The sequence below is a fragment of the Rhodococcus sp. ABRD24 genome (assembly GCF_004328705.1).
Classification (GTDB): Bacteria; Actinomycetota; Actinomycetes; order Mycobacteriales; family Mycobacteriaceae; genus Prescottella.
In genome coordinates, this window is the sequence record NZ_CP035319.1 from 488,097 (window position 1) to 506,692 (window position 18,596).

The window sequence follows — 18,596 nt, forward strand, 5'->3', positions numbered from 1 at the left end:
CCTGCGCTAGTGGCGTCACCGATCGCCGTCGCGGTTCGTGCCGGCGCCGTTGTCTCGATTTATGGTGCGGTCGTGGCAGCCGTCAACGCGCGCACTCTGCCGCGGCTGCGGGCCGAGCCGGTCACCGAACCGGTGACCGTCGTCGTACCTGCCCGCAACGAGGCGGACAGGATTGCCGGCCTCGTCGCAGACCTGCGCGCCCAGACGCTGCTGGGCACCCTGCGGGTCATCGTCCTCGACGACGACTCCACCGACGAGACGGCCGAGGTGTCGACTCGTGCCTTCGGCGGCGACAGCCGATTCGCGCTCGTCCGCAACACTCAGGCACCGGAACCCGGCTGGGTCGGCAAGACGGCGGCCTGCAGGCGGGCCGCTGAGCACGCCGCACGACTGGTGGATCGCCGAGGACCAGGTGTGTTGGTCTTCCTCGACGCCGACGTACGGCTGACATCCGACGCGCTCGCGGCGGGCGTCACCGAACTGCGCCGGACCCGGGCAGATCTGGTCTCAGCGTGGCCCCGCCAGGACTCGGGAACCGGCGTCGAGCGTCTGATCCAGCCGCTGCTGTGCTGGTCCTGGTTCGCCACGCTGCCGATGATGCTCGCCAATCGCACGACCCGTCCGTCCATGGCCGTGGCCTGCGGCCAGATCCTGGTCTTCGACGCCGCCGCCTACTACCGAATCGGCGGACACGCCGCGGCGGCGGACAGCTTCACCGAGGACCTCGACATGGCCCGAGCGCTGCGCCGACGCGGAGGACGCAGCGTGGTGGCTGCGGCGCAGGACCGCATCACATGTCGCATGTACCACGGTCCTGGGCCGCTGCGGGCTGGATACGCCCGCTGGCTGTGGTCGGCGTTCGGCTCGCCGGCCGGATCAGCGGCGGTGACTGCCGGCGCCGCGCTCACCTACCTGGTGCCGCCGGTGGCAATGCTGATCGGACGCGGGCGCACCCGCGGGTGGGGCGCGGCCGGATACATCGCGGCCACGGCGTCGAGGCTGATCGCGCGGGCCGTCGAGTCCGGCCGTCGACCGTCACCGCGCGATGTGCTCGACGCGGCCGCACACCCAGCGTCGATCGTCGGGCTGATTGGTCTCACGGCCGCCTCGCACCGCGATCGGCGGCTCGGCCGACTGCGATGGAAGGACCGGGTACTCGGCTAGACGGCGGCCGGGGCCGCCATGCCGAGGTTGGCCAGCACCTCGCTGGTCGCCCGCGCGAAGTTGAGCGTGATGAAGTGCAGGCACGGGGCACCTTCGGAAATGAGCCGCTCGCTCATTTCAGTCGCGATCTCGATACCGATTTCGCGGACCGCGGCCCGATTCTCTTCCGCTCCGGTGCCCGCGGCCCGGGTGAGCCGCTCCTCGAGCGCCGGAGGCAGTGTGGACCCGGACAGCTCGAGGCTGCGGCGAGCCGAGCGCAGTGACGTGATCGGCATGATCTCCGGGATGATCGGCTTGTCGCCCTGCTCACGATCGAATGCGGACACGCGATCGCGAAGGCGCAGGTAATCCTCGACATCGAAGAACATCTGGGTGATCGAGTACTCGGCGCCGGCACGCAGTTTGGACACCAGGTACTTGGTGTCGTGCTCGAGGTCGGGGGCCCGGTAGTGCCCCTCGGGGAACGAGGCCACACCCACGTGGAAGTCGCCCATGTCGCGCACGAGGCGGACCAGTTCCTCCGCGTACTCGACACCGTCGGGGTGCTTGACCCACTCGCCGAGCGGATCGCCCGGGGGGTCGCCGCGCAGCACGAGGATATTGCTGATCCCGCGGTCCGCGTAGGCACCGCACATCGAGCGCAGTTCGTCGATGCTGTGCCCCACCGCGGTGAGATGCGCTACGGGCAGCAGAGTCGTGTCCTCGGCGAGCTGCCCGGTGACTCGGACGGTGCGGTCCCGGGTAGAGCCACCAGCCCCATAGGTCATGGACACGAATGCCGGTCCGAGACGCTCGAACTCGCGCACCGCGCGCCAGAGCCGCGCCTCGGCGTCGGCGTCGCGCGGTGGGGAGAACTCGACGGAAAACGGGATCCGGCCACTCGTCGACGAGCGGATCCGGTCCACGATCGAGGGCGTCCGGGTCACGAAGCCCGCACTGTCACGCCCTCGGACGGAATCGAAAGTCACCAATCCAGCATAAGTACAGCGGCGCCAGGCAATCGCATCGCATTGCCTGGGATATGCGACCGGCGACCCGAACCCGGCCACTATGGTGGGGACAAGGCATTCGCGCCAGCACGCGCAGCGTTTCAGTGATCGATGTCGAGTCCGCACTCAACTTGGAGGCAGTCCTGTCCGCTGGAGCCGGTGTGTCCCCGCACCCTTCCCAGTCCACTCCACCGCTCACCGATGCCGTCGAGGACGTGCTGCGGGAGTTCTTCGCATCCCGCGCCGACGCGATCGCCACAGTCGGTGGCGGCTACGAGACCGCCGTCCAGACACTCGAGAGCTTCGTCCTGCGCGGCGGCAAACGGGTGCGGCCGGTGTTCGCCTGGACCGGCTGGCTCGGTGCGGGCGGCGACCCCACCGGCCCACAGGCGCCGGCCACCTTGCGCACCGCCGCAGCGCTCGAACTGGTACAGGCGTGCGCGCTGGTCCACGACGACATCATCGACGCGTCGACCACCCGTCGCGGCTTCCCCACCGTGCACGTCGAGTTCGCCGACCAGCACGCCACGCAGCAGTGGAACGGCGGATCGGCAGAATTCGGCCGTGCCGTGGCAATCCTGCTCGGCGACCTTGCCCTTGCCTGGGCCGACGACATGGTCCGCGAGGCGGGCCTGGAGCCGGCGGCGGCGGCGCGAATCTCACCGGTGTGGTCGGCGATGCGTACCGAGGTACTCGGCGGACAGTTCCTCGACATCAGCAACGAGGTCCGCGCCGACGAGTCGGTCGATGCCGCACTCCGCGTCAACCGCTACAAGACTGCCGCCTACACGATCGAACGACCGCTGCACCTGGGCGCGGCCCTCGCCGACGCAGACGCGTCGCTGATCGAGGCGTACCGCCGCTTCGGCACCGACATCGGGATCGCGTTCCAGTTGCGCGACGACCTGCTCGGAGTGTTCGGTGACCCCGACGTCACCGGCAAACCGTCGGGCGACGATCTGCGGGCCGGGAAGCGCACAGTGCTGTTCGCGGTGGCGCTCGAACGCGCAGACGAGACCGACCCGAAGGCTGCGGCACTGCTCCGCAGCTCGATCGGAACCGATCTCACCGACGCACAGGTCGAAGGGCTGCGCGGACTGATCACCGACCTGGGCGCTGTCGACGACGCGGAACGTCGCATCGCGGAACTCACGGACAGTGCGCTCACCGCGCTCGACGGCAGCACCGCAACAGCGGAAGGCAAACGCCAGCTTCGGGAAATGGCGATCGCCGTCACCCGCCGGAACGCCTGATCGCCGTGGGCACGCGCACCGTTGCCGGTGCCACGGACCGGGTCGTGGTCGTGGGGGCAGGGCTCGCCGGACTGTCCGCGGCGTTGCATCTGCGCGGCACCGGGCGGCACGTCACGCTGCTCGAACGGGAGGACCATCCGGGCGGACGCGTCGGCGTGCACCGGGGTCCCGGCTACACGATCGACAACGGCGCAACGGTGTTGACGATGCCGGAGCTGGTGCGCGACGCCCTGGCCGCGGTCGGCGCCGACTTCGACTCCACGACGCCGCCGCTGCGGCTCCACACCCTCGAACCCGCTTATCACGCGCGGTTCGCGGACAGCTCCACCATCGACGTGCACTCGGACCCGGACAAGATGGTCGCCGAGGTGACGCGGGTATGTGGGCCCGCGGAGGCACGACGGTACCTGGATCTGCGCCGGTGGCTCGCACGCATCTTCCAGGCCGAGTTCGGCACGTTCATCGATTCGAACTTCGATTCACTACTCGACCTGGTCTCGAGCCGCAGAGCCGCCACGGACCTGGCGCGGCTGACCGCGGCCGGTGGCTTCGGCCGGCTCGGGAACCAGGTCGCGCGTCGGATTACCGACCCGCGGCTGCGCCGGGTCTTCACGTTCCAGGCACTCTATGCGGGGGTGGCACCGGCGAAGGCCCTCGCGGTGTACGGCGCGATCGCACACATGGACACCTCGCTCGGCGTCTCGTTCCCCGAGGGCGGCATGCGCACGATCGCGGAGTCGATGGCGGACGCATTCACCACCGCGGGCGGCCGATTGCACCTCGCGACCACGGTGACGCGGATCGAGCGGTCCGGTGGCCGGGCGCGGCGAGTCCGTACCGCGGACGGACAGGCCTTCGAGTGCGATGCCCTGGTCATGACGCCGGATCTGCCCGTTGTCGACCAGCTGCTCACGAAGCGCCGTCAGCGCCCTCAGCGCATCTCCCCGTCAGCTGTCGTGCTGCACGGAACCGTGCCACGGCGCACGAGCGCCGGATGGGGTGCGCCACACCATCACACGATCGACTTCGGCGCGGCGTGGGAGCGCACCTTCGCGGAGATCGCGGCGCGGTCTGGCCGCGGAAAGCTCATGAGCGACCCGTCGCTGCTGATCACCCGCCCTGCGGTCACCGATCCGGGGCTGCTGATCACCCGCGGCGGCGAAGAGTGTGAGCCACTGTCGGTACTGGCGCCGTGCCCCAATCTCGACAGCGCACCGTTCGACTGGTCGGTGCTCACCGGCGCTTACACGCGGGAACTGCTGCGCGTCCTCGAAGGCCGCGGATACACGGGCATCACCGAGGGATATGTCATTGATCACATCGATACACCCCAGACATGGGCCGAGCGTGGCATGGCCGCCGGAAGTCCGTTCGCTCCCGCGCACATATTCCGGCAAACCGGGCCATTCCGGCGACGCAACCTGCTACGACATCCCGCCAACGTAGTCCTCGCAGGATCCGGAACCACCCCCGGCGTGGGCGTTCCCACGGTGCTGATCTCGGGCAAGCTCGCCGCCGAACGCATCTGCGGAACGTTGGGTACCGGGCTTGCCGGAAAATTGCCGCCGACCCACTAAAGTGAGTAGCCGTCCCATGCTCCCCGGCAGTGACTACACGGCCGGAGCGCACCGAACCATCCTTCCGGGGGAGGAACCTGCACCGATGTCGGCCTCTACCCGCATCCGCGACACGTCGGCCGCCGGTCGGTCCTGGCTGCGTTCGAGCGCCGGCTTCCTGCGGACCCCCAACGGTCATTCGACGGTGCTCGGGTCCGCCGGCGCGGCGATGATCACATTCGGCGGATTCGGCGCCGGGAGTGTGCGCCGCCACGATCCACTGCTCGAGGACATCAATCTGTCGTGGCTGCGGTTCGGGCACGGCTATGCGCTCTCGACCGTGCTCATCTGGGTCGGCGTCCTGTCGATGATTGCCGCGTGGGTGCGCCTCGGCCGCGGTGCACTTGCCGGACGGGTCGGAACGCGGGCCCTGCTGTGGACGGTGCCGGTGTGGATCGCGCCGCTGCTGCTCGCTCCCCCGATGTTCAGCCGGGACGCCTATTCGTATCTTGCCCAGGGCGCTCTGCTCCGGGACGGCTTCGACCCCTATGCGGTCGGCCCTGTGGTCAACCCCGGCATCCTGCTCGACAACGTCAGCAACGTGTGGACCACAACCACCGCGCCCTACGGTCCGGTCTCACTGCTGATCGGCCAGGGGATCACCGCCATCACCGGCGACAACGTCATCGCCGGCACGATGATGCTGCGTTTGACGATGCTGCCGGGCCTGGCGCTCATGATGTGGGCGCTGCCGCGGCTGGCGCGTCAGCTCGGCGGGAACCCCTCGATCGCGCTGTGGCTCGCGGTACTCAACCCGCTGGTCCTCATTCACCTCATCGGCGGGGTGCACAACGAGCTGCTGATGGTCGGCCTCATGGTTGCCGGAATCACGCTGGCGTTGGACCGGCATCACGTCGCCTCCGTCGCGGTCGTGGCGCTCGGCGTGGCCGTCAAGGCGATGGCGGGGATCGCCCTGCCGTTCATCGTGTGGATCTGGATGCTGCACGAACGTGATCGCGCGCAGGCGGAGGGCAGAGAGCCTGCGACGCCGCTCGCACTGTTCACGAAGACCGCCGGTACCGGCGTCGCCGTCTTCCTGGCGGTCTTCGCTGCCGCCTCCGCCATCGCCGGTGTCGGAATCGGCTGGCTGACGGCGTTGTCCGGGTCCGCGAAGATCATCAACTGGCTGTCGCTTCCGACGATCATGGCGCACATCGTCACGGTGAGCACCGACCTGCACGCCGGTAACCCGGTCCTCGGGGTCACGCGCATGATCTGTGCGCTCGCGCTCGTCGCGATCCTCGTCGCGGTGTGGTGGCGATTCCGCAAGACCGAGCGCGACGCCGTCATGGGCATCCTCATCGCCCTCGTCGCGATCGTCGTCCTCTCCCCGGCCGCGCTGCCGTGGTACTACTCGTGGCCGCTCGCGGTGGCAGCGGGCTTCGCAATCTCCACCAGGGTGTTGCAGATCCTGGTCGGCCTGTCGACGTGGCTCATGCTGGTGTTCCAGCCGGACGGCTCGATCGGGCTCTACAACTTCGCACAGGTGGCACTGGCGACCTTCGCTGCCGTGGTCGCGGCGCTGTCACTGCGAACGGTCGACCCGCTCCGGCTGCGGTCGGTGGCCGTCACCGACCCTGAGCGCGCCGCGCCACTCGTCCCGAACATTGCGACCGAGCTGACCGATGTCACCGAGCGGCGCTCGTCGCCGCTGTGATCGGAACACGGTGAACGAGGATCTGTCCGCGGCGTACCGGCAATGCCGGCTACTGGCCGCCGAACACGGCCGGACTTATTATCTGGCCACTCGATTGCTGCCGGCGCCGCAACGCCCCGCGGTGCATGCCCTGTACGGATTCGCCCGAACCGTCGACGACGTGGTCGACGCGGACTGTGCGGGACGCCCAGGCGTCGACCGCGCCGCCGCCGTCGACCTGATAGAACAGCACCTCGACGACGCACTCGCGGGCCGCGCTGTCACCGACACGCGCAGCGGACCGGTCGTCCTCGCCCTCGCGGACACGGTGCGGCGCTACGACATCCCGGTGGAGTACTTCCGGGCCTTCCTCGACTCCATGCGAATGGATATCCCCGGCTCGGCGTCCTACCGCGGCACCTATCGCGACATGGACGAGCTGCGCCGGTACATGTACGGCTCGGCGGCCGTCATCGGTCTGCAGATGCTGCCGGTGCTGGGAACGACCGTCCCCGTTTCCGTGGCCGCACCGCACGCTGCCGCGCTCGGCGAGGCGTTCCAGCTGACCAACTTCATCCGGGACGTCGGTGAGGACCTCGATCGGGGAAGGATCTACCTGCCCGCCGATGATCTCGCGGCATTCGGCGTCGACGCCGACCTGTTGCACCACTGTCGCCGGACGGGCACCGTCGATCCCCGCCTACGCCGGGCACTGGCACACTTCACCGCACTCACCCGCGCGCTGTACCGACGGGCCGAACCCGGGCTGGAGATGCTCGCGCCCCGAGTCCGTCCCGGGCTGCGTGCGGCGTTCGTGCTCTACGGGGAGATCCTCGACGAGGTGGAGCGGTCCGGATACCGCGTCCTCGACCGACGCGCGACGGTGTCCCGCAGACGCCGCGTCGCGGTCGCATTGCCCCTGCTCGCGCGGACACTGCTCCCTCCGGCCTGAAACGTCCGGTACAGCAGTCGCTCGGGTACGCGGCAGAACGTCTCAGAACGTCTCAGAACGCCTCGGAAAGCCTCAAAAGGCCATGGCCTGGGCCCGGCGAATGACCTCGCGTGCCTTGTCGCCGTGCATCGCTTCGATCGGCGTGCCTGGGAGAGAGTCGTCCGCGGTGAACAGCCATCGCAGAATCTCCTCGTCCTCGTAGCCGCCGTCGCGGAGCACCGAGAACAGTCCGGGCAGGAATCTGAGGATCTGGCCGTCCGCGCCGAAGAACGTCTCGGGAACACCGAGCACGCCGTCTCGGCGGACCGCGATCAACTGGTGGTCCCGCAGGAGCTGGTGCACGCGGGTGACGGCGACATCCAGGCTCTTCGACACGTCCACCAGCTGCAGCAGCGAGATCGAACGGTCCAACACGTCATCGCAGTAAGGGATAGCACTCACTCCCCTAACGTTATCGGGTCCGGGCGCCGCCGATCACCACGGTCCCACCGAACGCGACGCCCCCAGCGACGCCGGGGCAAACCGGAGCGTGCCGTCAGCTGACTACGATCTATGTGGATCTGCGACTCGAAACAGATACGGACGAGGGGCGCGAGCTTGAACTCTGGAGGTCAACGGTTGATCGGCGTGGTGCTCGATCGCCGGTACCGCATCGATGCATCCATCGCCCGGGGCGGGATGTCCACCGTCTACCGCGGCATGGATCTGCGTCTGGACCGCCCCGTCGCAATCAAGGTGATGGATCCCCAGTTCGCCGCCGACCCGCAGTTCCTGGCCCGGTTCGAGTTCGAGGCCCGCGCCGTCGCCCGCCTCAATCATCCCGGCCTGGTCGGTGTCCACGATCAGGGCAGCGACGGCGAGCACGCGTTCCTCGTCATGGAACTGGTCGAGGGCGGCACACTGCGCGAGCTGCTGCGCGAGCGCGGTCCGATGCCGCCGCACGCCGCCGCGGCCGTTGCCCGTCCGGTCCTCGAGGCGCTCGCCGTCGCCCACCGGGCCGGGCTGGTGCACCGGGACATCAAGCCCGAGAACATCCTGATCTCGCATTCCGGGGAGGTGAAGATCGCCGACTTCGGGCTGGTCCGAGCAATCGCCGCTTCGAGCACCACCTCGCGCAGCGTCATCCTCGGTACTGCCGCGTACCTGTCACCGGAACAGGTGACCACCGGCAGCGCCGACGCCCGCAGCGACGTCTATGCCGCCGGCGTGCTCCTGTTCGAGATGCTCACCGGCCAAACACCTTTCACCGGCGATACCTCGTTGTCGATCGCGTACCAGCGGATCGACAACGACGTACCCGAGCCGAGCTCGCACATCGAAGGGGTACCGCCGGAGTTCGACGACCTGGTGGTCCGCGCCACCGAACGCGACCCACAGGACCGCTTCGCCGATGCCGGTGCGATGGCGGCGCAGTTGCGGGCGGTGGCCACGCAGCTGCAACTGCCGGCGTACCGGGTTCCGGCACCCCGCCGAACCGCGCAGCAGGCCGGCGTCCCGACCGCAGCGACCACCCGCACCCCGCTCGAGCCGGGGGCCACATCGGACGCGGATCCGACGGTCGTCACGCCCGCACCAAGAGCGGACCCGCATGTCGGCGCCCGGAACGCCGGCCCACACCACACCAAGGTGGTCACCACCTCCACTCCCCGGCTACCCGACGAGTCAGAGATCGGCGACGAGCACCCGTTCGACGGCGCGGCTGTTCGACGCAAGCGGTCGCGTCGCGCGATCATCGTGTGGGTGCTGGTGGTTCTCATGATCGCATCAGCGGTGGGACTCGGCGGCTGGTGGTTGGGCTCCGGCCGGTTCGCCGCCGTGCCGGCTGTCGCTGGCCTCGATCGCGCGGCGGCGGCGTCCGCGGTCGAGGCCGCCGGGTTCACAGCCGAGACCCGTGGCGAGTACTCGAACACGGCGGGCGCCGAGACGCTGGTCGGCACCGATCCGTCCGCCGGGTCGAAAGTGCCGCGGGGATCGTCGGTGGTTCTGCTCGTTTCCCTGGGCCGGCCCACGGTGCCGGAGGTGACCGGGGGCGGGGATTCCGAGACGGTGGCACGTGGCCTCCGCGATCGCACGTTCGAACCGGTCGACGGCGGCGAGGCCTTCAGCACCCGCGTCCCGGTCGGCGCCGTCGCGGCACTCGACCCAGCGCCCGGAACGGCGCTGGACGTCGGCTCGCAGGTGCGGATGATCCGCAGCAAAGGTGCACCGCCGGTGACCATCCCCAATGTCGCAGGGCTGTCGGCGGACGCCGCACGCACCTCTCTCGAGGCCGTCGGGATCACGGTCCGCGACGTGATTCAGGTATTCGACGCGAAGGTGAACGGCGGCGACGCGGTCGGCACCGACCCAGCCGTGGGCACGTCCGTGACCGCGGGCACCAGCGTCGTCCTGCGGGTGTCGAACGCGGTCGAGGTGCCGTCGCTGCTCGGACGCACGGTCGGGTCCGCGAAGTCCGAGCTGGACCGACTGGGCCTGCGGTACGAGGTCCGTCAGGTGGCCGGATCAGACCGCTCGCTGGTGATCTCCCAGAACCCCGGCTCGGACGATCGCGTTGCTCCCGGCAGCACCGTCACGCTGATCTCCTTCCCGTGATCCCGCGCCCCCACCTGAACGACTGAAAGGTCCCTTCACGCGCTCTCAGCGAATGAAGGGACCTTTCAGATCGGCGGGAGTTGGCGCTAGTCGCGCAGCATCTCCGCGACCAGGAACGCCAGCTCCAGCGACTGCTGGGTGTTCAGCCTCGGATCGCATGCCGTCTCGTAGCGGCCGGACAGGTCGATGTCCGAGATGTCCTGCGCGCCGCCGAGGCACTCGGTGACGTTCTCACCGGTGAGCTCGACGTGGATGCCGCCCGGGTGCGTGCCGAGACCGTTGTGCACCTCGAAGAAGCCCTGCACCTCGTCGACAATGCGGTCGAAGTGGCGGGTCTTGTAACCCGTGGTCGCCTCGTGAGTGTTGCCGTGCATGGGGTCGCACTGCCAGATCACCTGGTGTCCGGTGGCCTGCACCTTCTCGATTATCGCCGGCAACAGGTCGCGGACCTTCTGGTTACCCATCCGGGAGATCAGGGTCAGTCGCCCAGGCTTGTTGGTCGGGTCGAGGCGCTCGACGTATTCGACGGCCTGCTCCGGCGTGGTCGACGGACCGATCTTGAGTCCGATCGGGTTCGCTACCAGCTCCGCGAACGCGATGTGCGCGCCGTCGAGCTGGCGGGTGCGGTCACCGATCCACAGGAAGTGAGCCGACAGGTCGTACAGCTTGGGGTGGTCGTCGGTGTTGTCCAGCCGCAGCATCGCACGCTCGTAGTCCAGTACGAGGGCCTCGTGGCTGGCGAAGATCTGCGCGGACTGCAAGTTGGGGTCGTTGACGCGGCACGCGTTCATGAACCGCAGGCCGCGGTCGATCTCGGCGGCGAGGGCCTCGTAACGGGCACCGGCCGGAGACGACGCGACGAATTCGCGGTTCCAGTCGTGCACCTTGTGCAGATCGGCCATCCCGGCGCCGGTGAGCGCACGGACCAGGTTCATCGCGGCGCTGGCATTGGCATACGCGCGGACCAGCCGCGAGGGATCGTGGACGCGGACGGATTCGTCGGCGACGATCGAGTTGACCATGTCCCCGCGGTACGACTGCAGGCCCAGCGCATCCGTGTCGGACGAGCGCGGCTTGGCGTACTGACCCGCGATGCGGGCCACCTTGACGACCGGCAGGCTCGCACCGTAGGTGAGCACGACCGCCATCTGCAGGAGCGTACGGATGTTGCCCTTGATATGCGGTTCGGTGTTGTCCGCGAAGGTCTCCGCGCAGTCACCGCCCTGCAGCAGGAAGGCCTCACCGCGCGCAACCTCAGCGAGCTTCGCCGACAGTGCCTCGACCTCGCTGGCCACCGTGATCGGCGGCACGCTCTCGAGGACGGTGCGCATCGCGGCCGCCTGGTCGGCAGGCCACTGCGGCTGCTGCGCGGCCGGCTTGGCGAGCGCGGCATCGAGCTGCTCACGCATACCCGCGGGCAGCGGCGGAAGTTCGGGCAAGCGGTCGATGGGAACGTCGACAGTCCAGTTCACCTCTACAGGATATTCGCCCCGTCGACCCAGGGTGAGCGAAGGCCCCCATTGAACAAGATCAGTTCGGGATCGATCACCGCCGAGAGCGGTGATTCTCGTCACCGAACGGAGCGGAAAGCCTCGATCGCATCGAACTTGGCGAGGTTGTGCCGGGCGTCCGTGAGCGCGTCGTGCGCGTCGTCGGGGACCGGCGGCAATGGGGGGCAGCCGTGACTCTCCCAATGCTGACGCAGCTCACGGGTGTACCGCGGCATGTTCGACGGCAGCTCGGTCATCGCACCCCACAGCTGACACAGTGCGACATGGTCGTATGCCGCGACCCATGCCCACAGCTCAGGTTCGATGCCGGGCCGGGGCACGAGGAACTTCACCAGATCGTCGCGGATTCGGGAGCGGCTCTTCCACAGCGGCGACGATGGCGGCGGCAGCTTCGGAAGCACATTCCGGCGCACCCATTTACCAGCACGCTCGGGGTCGAACTCGGTGGACACCGCGTAGAACTCGCGCCCGTCCTCGCAAACCACACCGATCGAGACGAGCTCGATTGTGCGACCATCCTCGATGAACTCGCAGTCGTAGAAGTAGCGCACGGAGGCAGCCTATGCCCCACGCGCAGGGGTACCTCACACGGCGCCCCCCGATTCGTAGAAGGGTCCATCCGTGCGCAGCCCCACCCCCGATTCCGTCGCCGGGTCCGAACCGATCCACGGTCGGACGCCACCGGGACAAGGACTGCCCGCTGCCACCGTCGCGTGCCGGATCGCGATCGCGACCGCCCTGGCGATCGGAATGCTCTTCAACCTCTACGGGTTCCCGGGACTGCGTGAGTTCGGTAACCACTACCGGATCGATCTCGACGTCTATCGGCTCGGTGGGGCGGCGTTCGCGTCGGGTGCCGAGCTCTACGGCCAGATGCCGCCGACGTTCCACGGCTCGCAACTGCCGTTCACGTATCCACCGCTCGCGGCCGTGGTGTTCGTCCCGATGTCGTGGATCTCGCTCGCCACGGCCGGCGTCGTGCTCACCGTCCTGACGCTGGTCGCACTGTTCGCGACCGTGGTGCTGACGCTGAGATCGGTCGGCGTCGCGCCACGCACGACAATGCTGTGGGCCGCGGCCGGTGCCACCGCCCTGGCGCTGATGCTCGAGCCGGTGCGTTCGACGCTCGACTACGGGCAGGTGAACATCCTGCTGATGGTGTTCGTAGCGGCCGACATCCTGCCGAAGAAGACGCCGTGGCCACGCGGCATGCTGATCGGCCTCGTGGCCGCGCTCAAGCTGACCCCCGCGGTGTTCGTCCTGTACTTCCTGATCCGGAAGGACTTCCGGGCCACGGTGACGACCGGACTGAGCTTCCTCGCGTGTACCGCGATCGGATTCCTGGCTACCCGCGGCGATTCGTGGACGTACTGGACCGACACCCTGTTCGACTCGAGCCGCATCGGCGAGCCCGGCTACCCGGCGAATCAGAGCCTGACCGGGATGTTGGCCCGGCTGGGGTTCGATCCGTCGATGCGGTCGATGCTGTGGATCGCCGCGGCACTGCTGATCCTCGTCCCGGCCACGATTGCGATGCACCGCGCCTTCACCGCCGGGGCGCCCGCACTGGCGCTGTGCATCAACGCCCTGTTCGGCCTGCTGGTGTCGCCGGTCTCATGGTCGCACCACTGGGTGTGGGTGGTTCCGCTACTGGTCCTACTCGCGGTACACGCCCACCGTCGGCGCAGCGTCGGCCTCGGGGTCTTCGTCGCCGCGAGTTGGGCCCTTTTCCAGATCGCACCCCACTGGAGCCTCGGTGAAGGCCGCTGGAGTGGGGTGGGCTGGCCTCTGTGGGACCAGTTCCTCGCGTCGTCGTATGTCTGGTGGGCCGTCGCGGTGATCGTCGCGATCGCCGGCGCCGGTCTCCCTCCCCGACCGCGTGTCGACCGCTCCTCGGCCCACGGGGACCCCGCAGACCTCACCACCGTCTCGTGACCCACGCGGCGGTTCTTCCGCCGCTGTGTCCCGCCACCAGCACCAAACGTACAACGCGAGCGATCCGACGAGCGTCACCACCACCCACATGGTCAACGCGATGTCCACCCACGAACCGATCGGCGGACTACCGGGCAGGATTCCGCGCAGTGGGATGACTGCGAACAGCATTGCCGCCATCCAGCCGAGCATGTCGGTGTGCACGAGCCTGCGACGCCGCGCGGTCTGGACCGCCACAAACGCCGCGAGCACCGCCAGCACCGCCATCATCAGCAACAGGATCGCCGAATAGACGAGCGTCCCCCCGGAACGCTCGAACTGCAGATTCGTACCCTCGCCGGTCGCCGAGAACTGATCGTCGACGTCCACCCGCTCCTGCCGCATGTTCCAACCGTCGAGACGACCGTCGAACAGCACCCGGGTGGGGTGCAATTCGGTACCGCTACCGGTCCCGGTGTATGCCTCGACCAACAGCGGGCTGACGTCGAAGCGGTCCAGTGGCCAATGGCCGGCCGATCCCCGCACGATCAACTGGGCGTCGAATGTCGTGGGTACCGATCCCGCAGGAAAGACCAATTCCGTCTTCGACGTACTGGGCACCACGAACAGGCTGATCGGACGGTCCAGCGTGTCGCCGTTCTCGCTGTAGAAGTCGCTACCCGGCGCGATCGTGACCTCGACATCGAGCCGGTCGGCGGTCGGGTGCAGCGACGTGGACGTGACGAGAACGATCACCTCGTCGGGAGCGGGCATCGTTGTCACCCAACCGGTATCGCGCGAACTGCTCGCGGCATACACCGCAAGCGAACCGACATAGACACAGGCCATCACCGCTACGACGATGCCCCAGAGCACACGCGGCCGGGTACGCAGGAAGGACACGATTGGCAAGATACCGCGCGCAGCGGCGCGCTCAGCTGGCCTGGGTGTCCGGCACGCGAGTGACGTCGGCGGCAGGCCGAGTCTCCGGCGCGGTACCGGCGGCATCCTTCAGAGTTGCCGCGTAGATGTCGACGTACTCCTGACCGGACAGGCGCATCAGCTTGTACATGACCTCATCGGTGATGGCGCGCTCGACGAACCGGTTACCGCCCATCCCCTCGAATCGGGAGAAGTCGATCGGCTCACCTATGCGGACGGTGACCTTGGCCGGCCGCCACACGCGCGAACCGATCGGATTCACCTTCGCGGTGTCGATCATGGCTACGGGGATGACTTTGACGCCCGACTCGAGCGCGAGCCGCGCCATGCCGGTCTTGCCCTTGTACAGCCGCCCGTCGGGAGAGCGGGTGCCCTCGGGGTAGATGCCGAGCAGCTTGCCCTCGGAGAGCACGCGCAGACCCGCATTGAGTGCGTCCTGCGCGGCATCGGCACCGGTCCGGTCTATCGGCACCTGACCAACGGCAGAGAAGAACCACCTCTGGAAGGCTCCCTTTGCGCCTGTGCCCGTGAAGTACTCGCTCTTGGCGAGGAAAGTTATGCGTCGATTGACCCTCAGCGGCAAGAAGAACGAGTCGAGCACGGCTTGGTGGTTGCTGGCCAGAATCGCCGGGCCGTCCGCCGGAATGTTCTCGGCACCTTCGAGTTTCGGGCGGCCGAGGAGCCACAGCATGGGACCCAACAACACGTACTTAAACAGCCAGTACCACATGGCGTCCTTCCGTCCGGGGTCGATTCCCCCAGTCCTACCTAGGGGTTGACTGTACTCAGCGTGACCGTGAGGTGCCACACGGTGGCCTGGTCAGGACTGGGTTCCGCGGACACCATCGGGCCCCGGGTCACGGACCCGAGACCGCGGTCCGTGCGAGGTCGGCAGCGCCGATCATGCCGGCGGCCTCACCGAGCTGCGTGTGCCGGATCCGGGCCAGCGGACGGTGCCCCGCTCCGGTGACGAGGCCCGCGTAATGCTCACGCGCAGCGTCGAGGAACAGCGGCGCAGAACTGCCCACGCCGCCGCAGATCACAACCAAGTCAGGGTCGAAGACATCCGTCACCGTGGCGAGCCCCACCCCGAGCCACCGTGCGAAATCCGCGAACGTCTCGATCGCGAGCATGTCGCCTTCCTGCGCGGCGGCGGCGATCCGTCGTCCCGTGAGCGACCCCGGGTCGACTGCAACATCGCGCGCGAGCACCGTCGACGCCGACGGATCAGCCGCGAGCAGTTCGAGTGCGGTGTCCACCAGCGCAGTGCCACTGCAGTAGCGCTCCCAGCATCCACGTTTGCCGCACGCACAGGCTCGTCCGTCCGGAACGACCTGCAGATGTCCCAGCTCCGGTGCGACGCCGAACGAGCCGCGATAGAGCTGGCCGTCGACGAGCAACGCGGCACCGATTCCGGTTCCGATCGCAACGATCACGACGTTGCGGCCGCCGGCGGCCGCGCCGAATCGGCTCTCGGCCCATGCTGCCGCATTGGCGTCGTGCTCGAGCACCACGGGCAGCCCGAGCATGTCACCGAGAATCCGCGCAACCGGAGCATCCACCCACGGCACATGCGGCGCGAACCGGACCGTGGTGCGGTCCAGATCGATGAAGCCCGCCACCGCCAGTCCGACGGCAGCGACCTCGTGCCGACCCGCCAGCTCGCTCACGGCCCGGCAGATCCCGCGTTCCAGGGCGTCCGCGGAATGCGGGGTGGGCGCGCGCGTCGAATCGAGTACCTCACCGTTCGCGTCGACCACCGACGCCCGGATGCTCGTGCCGCCGATATCGATTCCGACTGTGAGCAGCTCGGTGTTCTCCACGACAAGTATTCTGCCCATCCGCCCCGAATGCCGGTACGCCAGGTACCACTGACTCGGAACCCGTCAGCAGTCGACCGGTTTCCGCCGCAACACCTCAGTTCTTGATCGTGACGTCGATCGGCACGAAGGAGGATGTGCCACCGGCCGGATCGGGCTCGGTCCCCGGGGACGCGGGGGCCCACTCGTGGTTGTCGAGCGCTTCGCGTAGCACCGCAAGCAGGGTGGACGCCTGTCCCGCGAGCAGGGTGACGAGGTCGTGTTGCTCGCCCCGGATCAGCGCCGCGAGCGCACACAGCGGACACCACGAGCAGCTGGGGCAGGGAGCGGGATCGCCGACAGCACCCTCCGGCCGCGGCGCCGCCGCCTTCTGCAGGACCGGCCCGAGCCTCTCGAGCACCGTTTCGGCAAGAGCCCGCAGTTCCGCGGTGAGCTCGGCGTGTTCGCCCGTCACTGCGGCCACACCGCGGGGTCGGGCACGAACCGCACCACCAGATCGGCACCGTCGAAGTCCGCATCCCGGACCGTGCACCGTCGAAGCACCGATGCCAGACGAATCCGACGTCTCTTCCCGTCGGCCCCCACCACCAAGTCGTCCTCCACTCGTCCCAGCGTCAACGTTCCCGGGTCCGTGAGCGGCAAGTGCATCCGCATCTCGTACACCGAGTCCACTCCCGACCCCGATTCGAGTGTGACGCGGATCGGTCGCGATCCGTCCACGAGCATCGCGCCGGCATCGGCCACGCCCCGGAAGACCGACCGCGCCAACACATCGAGAGCGTCCCACCCTATCGGTTCGGCGTCGGCCCGGTCCGCCGTCAAGATCGGGACGTCGCCCGCCACCGCCTCGACGGCGGACAGTACGTCCTGCTGCGCCGCGCGGCAGCCCTCGTACCAGGCCATCATGAACGCCACGCCGGACTGCGAATCCACTTCCGGCAGAAGCTTGTTGACGATGATCGCATCCACCCGCAGGCCCGCCAACGCCGCAGCCGACAGCACCCGCCGCGTCTCGGCCAGCGCCACGCGTTCGGCGGTGGTCACCACCCGCAACGCCGTGCGGGACCAGTCGGAGAGCAGCGTGGTCACCGCCGCAGTGGCATCGACGAGGCGATCGATCAGCGCGACGATCAGCGCCAGCCGGGTATCCGGCGATGTCGCCGCGGCGACGCGTCGGTGCTGTGGCCACACCCGCTCCACATAACCCGCGACCGTCTCCGGCACGGCCAGCATGCGCAGCGCTTCCGCCGTCGGCGGGCAGTCGACGACAATCACGTCCCAGCGCGACCGCGCGGCCAGGCGGGCAACCTCACCGAGACCGAGCAGGTCCTCGATCCCGGGCATCCCGGTCAGTTCCTCCGGTGCGAGGTCTGCGAACTGTGCGCCGTGGTCGTGGGTGCCCCCGAGCGCCAGGAGAGCGACGAGCCCTCGATACCGCTCCTCGAGCAGCGCGAGCGTGTCGATTTCGAGAGCGTCGAGGCGATCGGTGATCCGTACCTCACCGGCCACCGCACGCCCTCGAACGCCGATCGGCCGGTCGAGGACGTCGGACAGCGAGTGCGCCGGATCGAGCGAGACGATCAGAACCCGACGCCCGTCCCGTGCGAGGGCCACCGCGGTCGCTGCCGCAAGCGTCGTCTTGCCTACCCCGCCTTTTCCGACGACCAGCCGGACCTGGGTGACCGCGCCGGAACCTTGGGCGCTCAGCCCTCGACTCGCTTCTTGAGTTCCTTGAGCGCGGTGTCCGTGATGGCCTTCTCCGCCTTGCGCTTGAACAGCCCGATCATCGGGATCGTGAGGTCGACGGTCAGCTCGTAGGTGACGCTCGTACCGCCGTCCTGCCCGGGCGCGAGTCGGTACGAACCGACCTGGGACTTCTGAATCTCACCCGCGACCAGTTCCCAGCTCACCGCCATACCGTCTGCCGCCCAGCGATATTTCAGCTCGTAGGTGTCCTTGACCATGCCGGCGTCCAGTACGAACCGGACCCGGTCGGCGCGGCCGTCGAGACCTGGTTCGAGCACCTCGACAGACTTCGCTGCCGCAACCCATGCCGGGTAGGCGTCGAAGTCCGCGATGACGGCCATGATCTGCTCGGCAGGGGCGTCGATGGTGATCGACCTCTTGGTCTTCTCGGCCATACGTCGGGCGCTTCCTTTCAGAATCGAGCGGTGCCGCGCCTCGCCTGTGGCTGGTGGCGTCCCACC

General features: G+C 68.4%; 16 protein-coding genes and 1 pseudogene. 7 read left to right on the top strand and 10 right to left on the bottom strand.

Annotated features, from left to right (window positions below; genetic code table 11):
- Positions 1–9: 9 nt before the first annotated feature.
- Complete coding sequence (locus tag ERC79_RS02040) at positions 10–1,164, top strand: glycosyltransferase family 2 protein (RefSeq protein WP_242676725.1); 1,155 nt, start codon at positions 10–12, stop codon at positions 1,162–1,164.
- On the opposite strand, the gene ERC79_RS02045 is transcribed toward ERC79_RS02040, so the two are convergent.
- Positions 1,161–2,090, bottom strand: coding sequence for a methylenetetrahydrofolate reductase (locus ERC79_RS02045; protein ID WP_131580645.1), 930 nt, complete (start codon positions 2,088–2,090; stop codon positions 1,161–1,163). The two genes, ERC79_RS02040 and ERC79_RS02045, sit on opposite strands and share 4 nt — an antisense overlap.
- Before the next feature lie 224 nt (positions 2,091–2,314).
- On the opposite strand from ERC79_RS02045, the gene ERC79_RS02050 reads away from it, so the two are divergent.
- The 4 genes from ERC79_RS02050 to ERC79_RS02065 all read left to right on the top strand — a co-directional run bounded on the left by ERC79_RS02050 (position 2,315) and on the right by ERC79_RS02065 (position 7,610).
- Entirely contained in the window at positions 2,315–3,406 is a 1,092-nt protein-coding gene (locus ERC79_RS02050; RefSeq protein ID WP_242676831.1) for a polyprenyl synthetase family protein, read from the top strand.
- The gene (crtI, locus tag ERC79_RS02055; RefSeq protein ID WP_131575303.1) at positions 3,406–4,983 is read left to right on the top strand and encodes a phytoene desaturase family protein; all 1,578 of its coding nucleotides are present in this window, start codon (positions 3,406–3,408) and stop codon (positions 4,981–4,983) included. Before ERC79_RS02050 ends, crtI begins: the two co-directional genes overlap by 1 nt.
- Before the next feature lie 85 nt (positions 4,984–5,068).
- Positions 5,069–6,679 (top strand): alpha-(1->6)-mannopyranosyltransferase A, encoded by a 1,611-nt coding sequence (locus tag ERC79_RS02060; RefSeq protein ID WP_131575305.1) that lies wholly within the window; start codon positions 5,069–5,071, stop codon positions 6,677–6,679.
- Complete coding sequence (locus ERC79_RS02065; RefSeq protein ID WP_131575307.1) at positions 6,648–7,610, top strand: phytoene/squalene synthase family protein; 963 nt, start codon at positions 6,648–6,650, stop codon at positions 7,608–7,610. The genes ERC79_RS02060 and ERC79_RS02065 overlap by 32 nt, the downstream gene beginning before the upstream one ends.
- 72 nt (positions 7,611–7,682) lie before the next feature.
- Here the strand turns inward: ERC79_RS02065 and ERC79_RS02070 are convergent, their stop codons facing one another.
- Positions 7,683–8,051, bottom strand: coding sequence for an Rv2175c family DNA-binding protein (locus ERC79_RS02070; protein WP_131575309.1), 369 nt, complete (start codon positions 8,049–8,051; stop codon positions 7,683–7,685).
- Between the two features lie 156 nt (positions 8,052–8,207).
- On the opposite strand from ERC79_RS02070, the gene pknB reads away from it, so the two are divergent.
- Positions 8,208–10,202: a Stk1 family PASTA domain-containing Ser/Thr kinase gene (gene pknB / locus ERC79_RS02075; RefSeq protein WP_131575311.1), complete on the top strand. Its 1,995-nt coding sequence runs from the start codon at positions 8,208–8,210 to the stop codon at positions 10,200–10,202.
- An 86-nt stretch (positions 10,203–10,288) separates the two neighbouring features.
- On the opposite strand, the gene ERC79_RS02080 is transcribed toward pknB, so the two are convergent.
- Both ERC79_RS02080 and ERC79_RS02085 read right to left on the bottom strand, forming a co-directional pair.
- Positions 10,289–11,674, bottom strand: coding sequence for a 3-deoxy-7-phosphoheptulonate synthase class II (locus ERC79_RS02080; RefSeq protein ID WP_131575313.1), 1,386 nt, complete (start codon positions 11,672–11,674; stop codon positions 10,289–10,291).
- 98 nt (positions 11,675–11,772) lie between these two features.
- Complete coding sequence (locus tag ERC79_RS02085; RefSeq protein ID WP_131575314.1) at positions 11,773–12,264, bottom strand: polyadenylate-specific 3'-exoribonuclease AS; 492 nt, start codon at positions 12,262–12,264, stop codon at positions 11,773–11,775.
- A 142-nt stretch (positions 12,265–12,406) separates the two neighbouring features.
- Here ERC79_RS02085 and ERC79_RS02090 point away from each other — a divergent pair, with 142 nt between their 5' ends.
- A complete protein-coding gene (locus ERC79_RS02090; protein WP_242676832.1) occupies positions 12,407–13,648 on the top strand; it encodes a glycosyltransferase 87 family protein in 1,242 nt (413 codons plus the stop codon).
- Between the two features lie 90 nt (positions 13,649–13,738).
- On the opposite strand, the pseudogene ERC79_RS02095 reads toward ERC79_RS02090, so the two are convergent.
- The 6 genes and pseudogenes from ERC79_RS02095 to ERC79_RS02120 form a co-directional block, all read right to left on the bottom strand.
- A pseudogene (locus tag ERC79_RS02095) lies at positions 13,739–14,635 on the bottom strand (DUF4436 family protein); the annotation flags it as partial.
- Entirely contained in the window at positions 14,562–15,299 is a 738-nt protein-coding gene (locus tag ERC79_RS02100) for a lysophospholipid acyltransferase family protein (RefSeq protein WP_131575316.1), read from the bottom strand. The pseudogene ERC79_RS02095 and the gene ERC79_RS02100, both read right to left, overlap by 74 nt.
- Before the next feature lie 127 nt (positions 15,300–15,426).
- Positions 15,427–16,410 (bottom strand): ROK family protein, encoded by a 984-nt coding sequence (locus ERC79_RS02105; protein ID WP_131575318.1) that lies wholly within the window; start codon positions 16,408–16,410, stop codon positions 15,427–15,429.
- 76 nt (positions 16,411–16,486) lie between these two features.
- Positions 16,487–16,843: a hypothetical protein gene (locus tag ERC79_RS02110; RefSeq protein WP_165497031.1), complete on the bottom strand. Its 357-nt coding sequence runs from the start codon at positions 16,841–16,843 to the stop codon at positions 16,487–16,489.
- A complete protein-coding gene (locus ERC79_RS02115) occupies positions 16,840–18,003 on the bottom strand; it encodes an ArsA family ATPase (RefSeq protein WP_242676726.1) in 1,164 nt (387 codons plus the stop codon). Before ERC79_RS02115 ends, ERC79_RS02110 begins: the two co-directional genes overlap by 4 nt.
- Before the next feature lie 89 nt (positions 18,004–18,092).
- Complete coding sequence (locus ERC79_RS02120; protein ID WP_131575324.1) at positions 18,093–18,530, bottom strand: SRPBCC family protein; 438 nt, start codon at positions 18,528–18,530, stop codon at positions 18,093–18,095.
- Between the last annotated feature and the right edge of the window lie 66 nt (positions 18,531–18,596).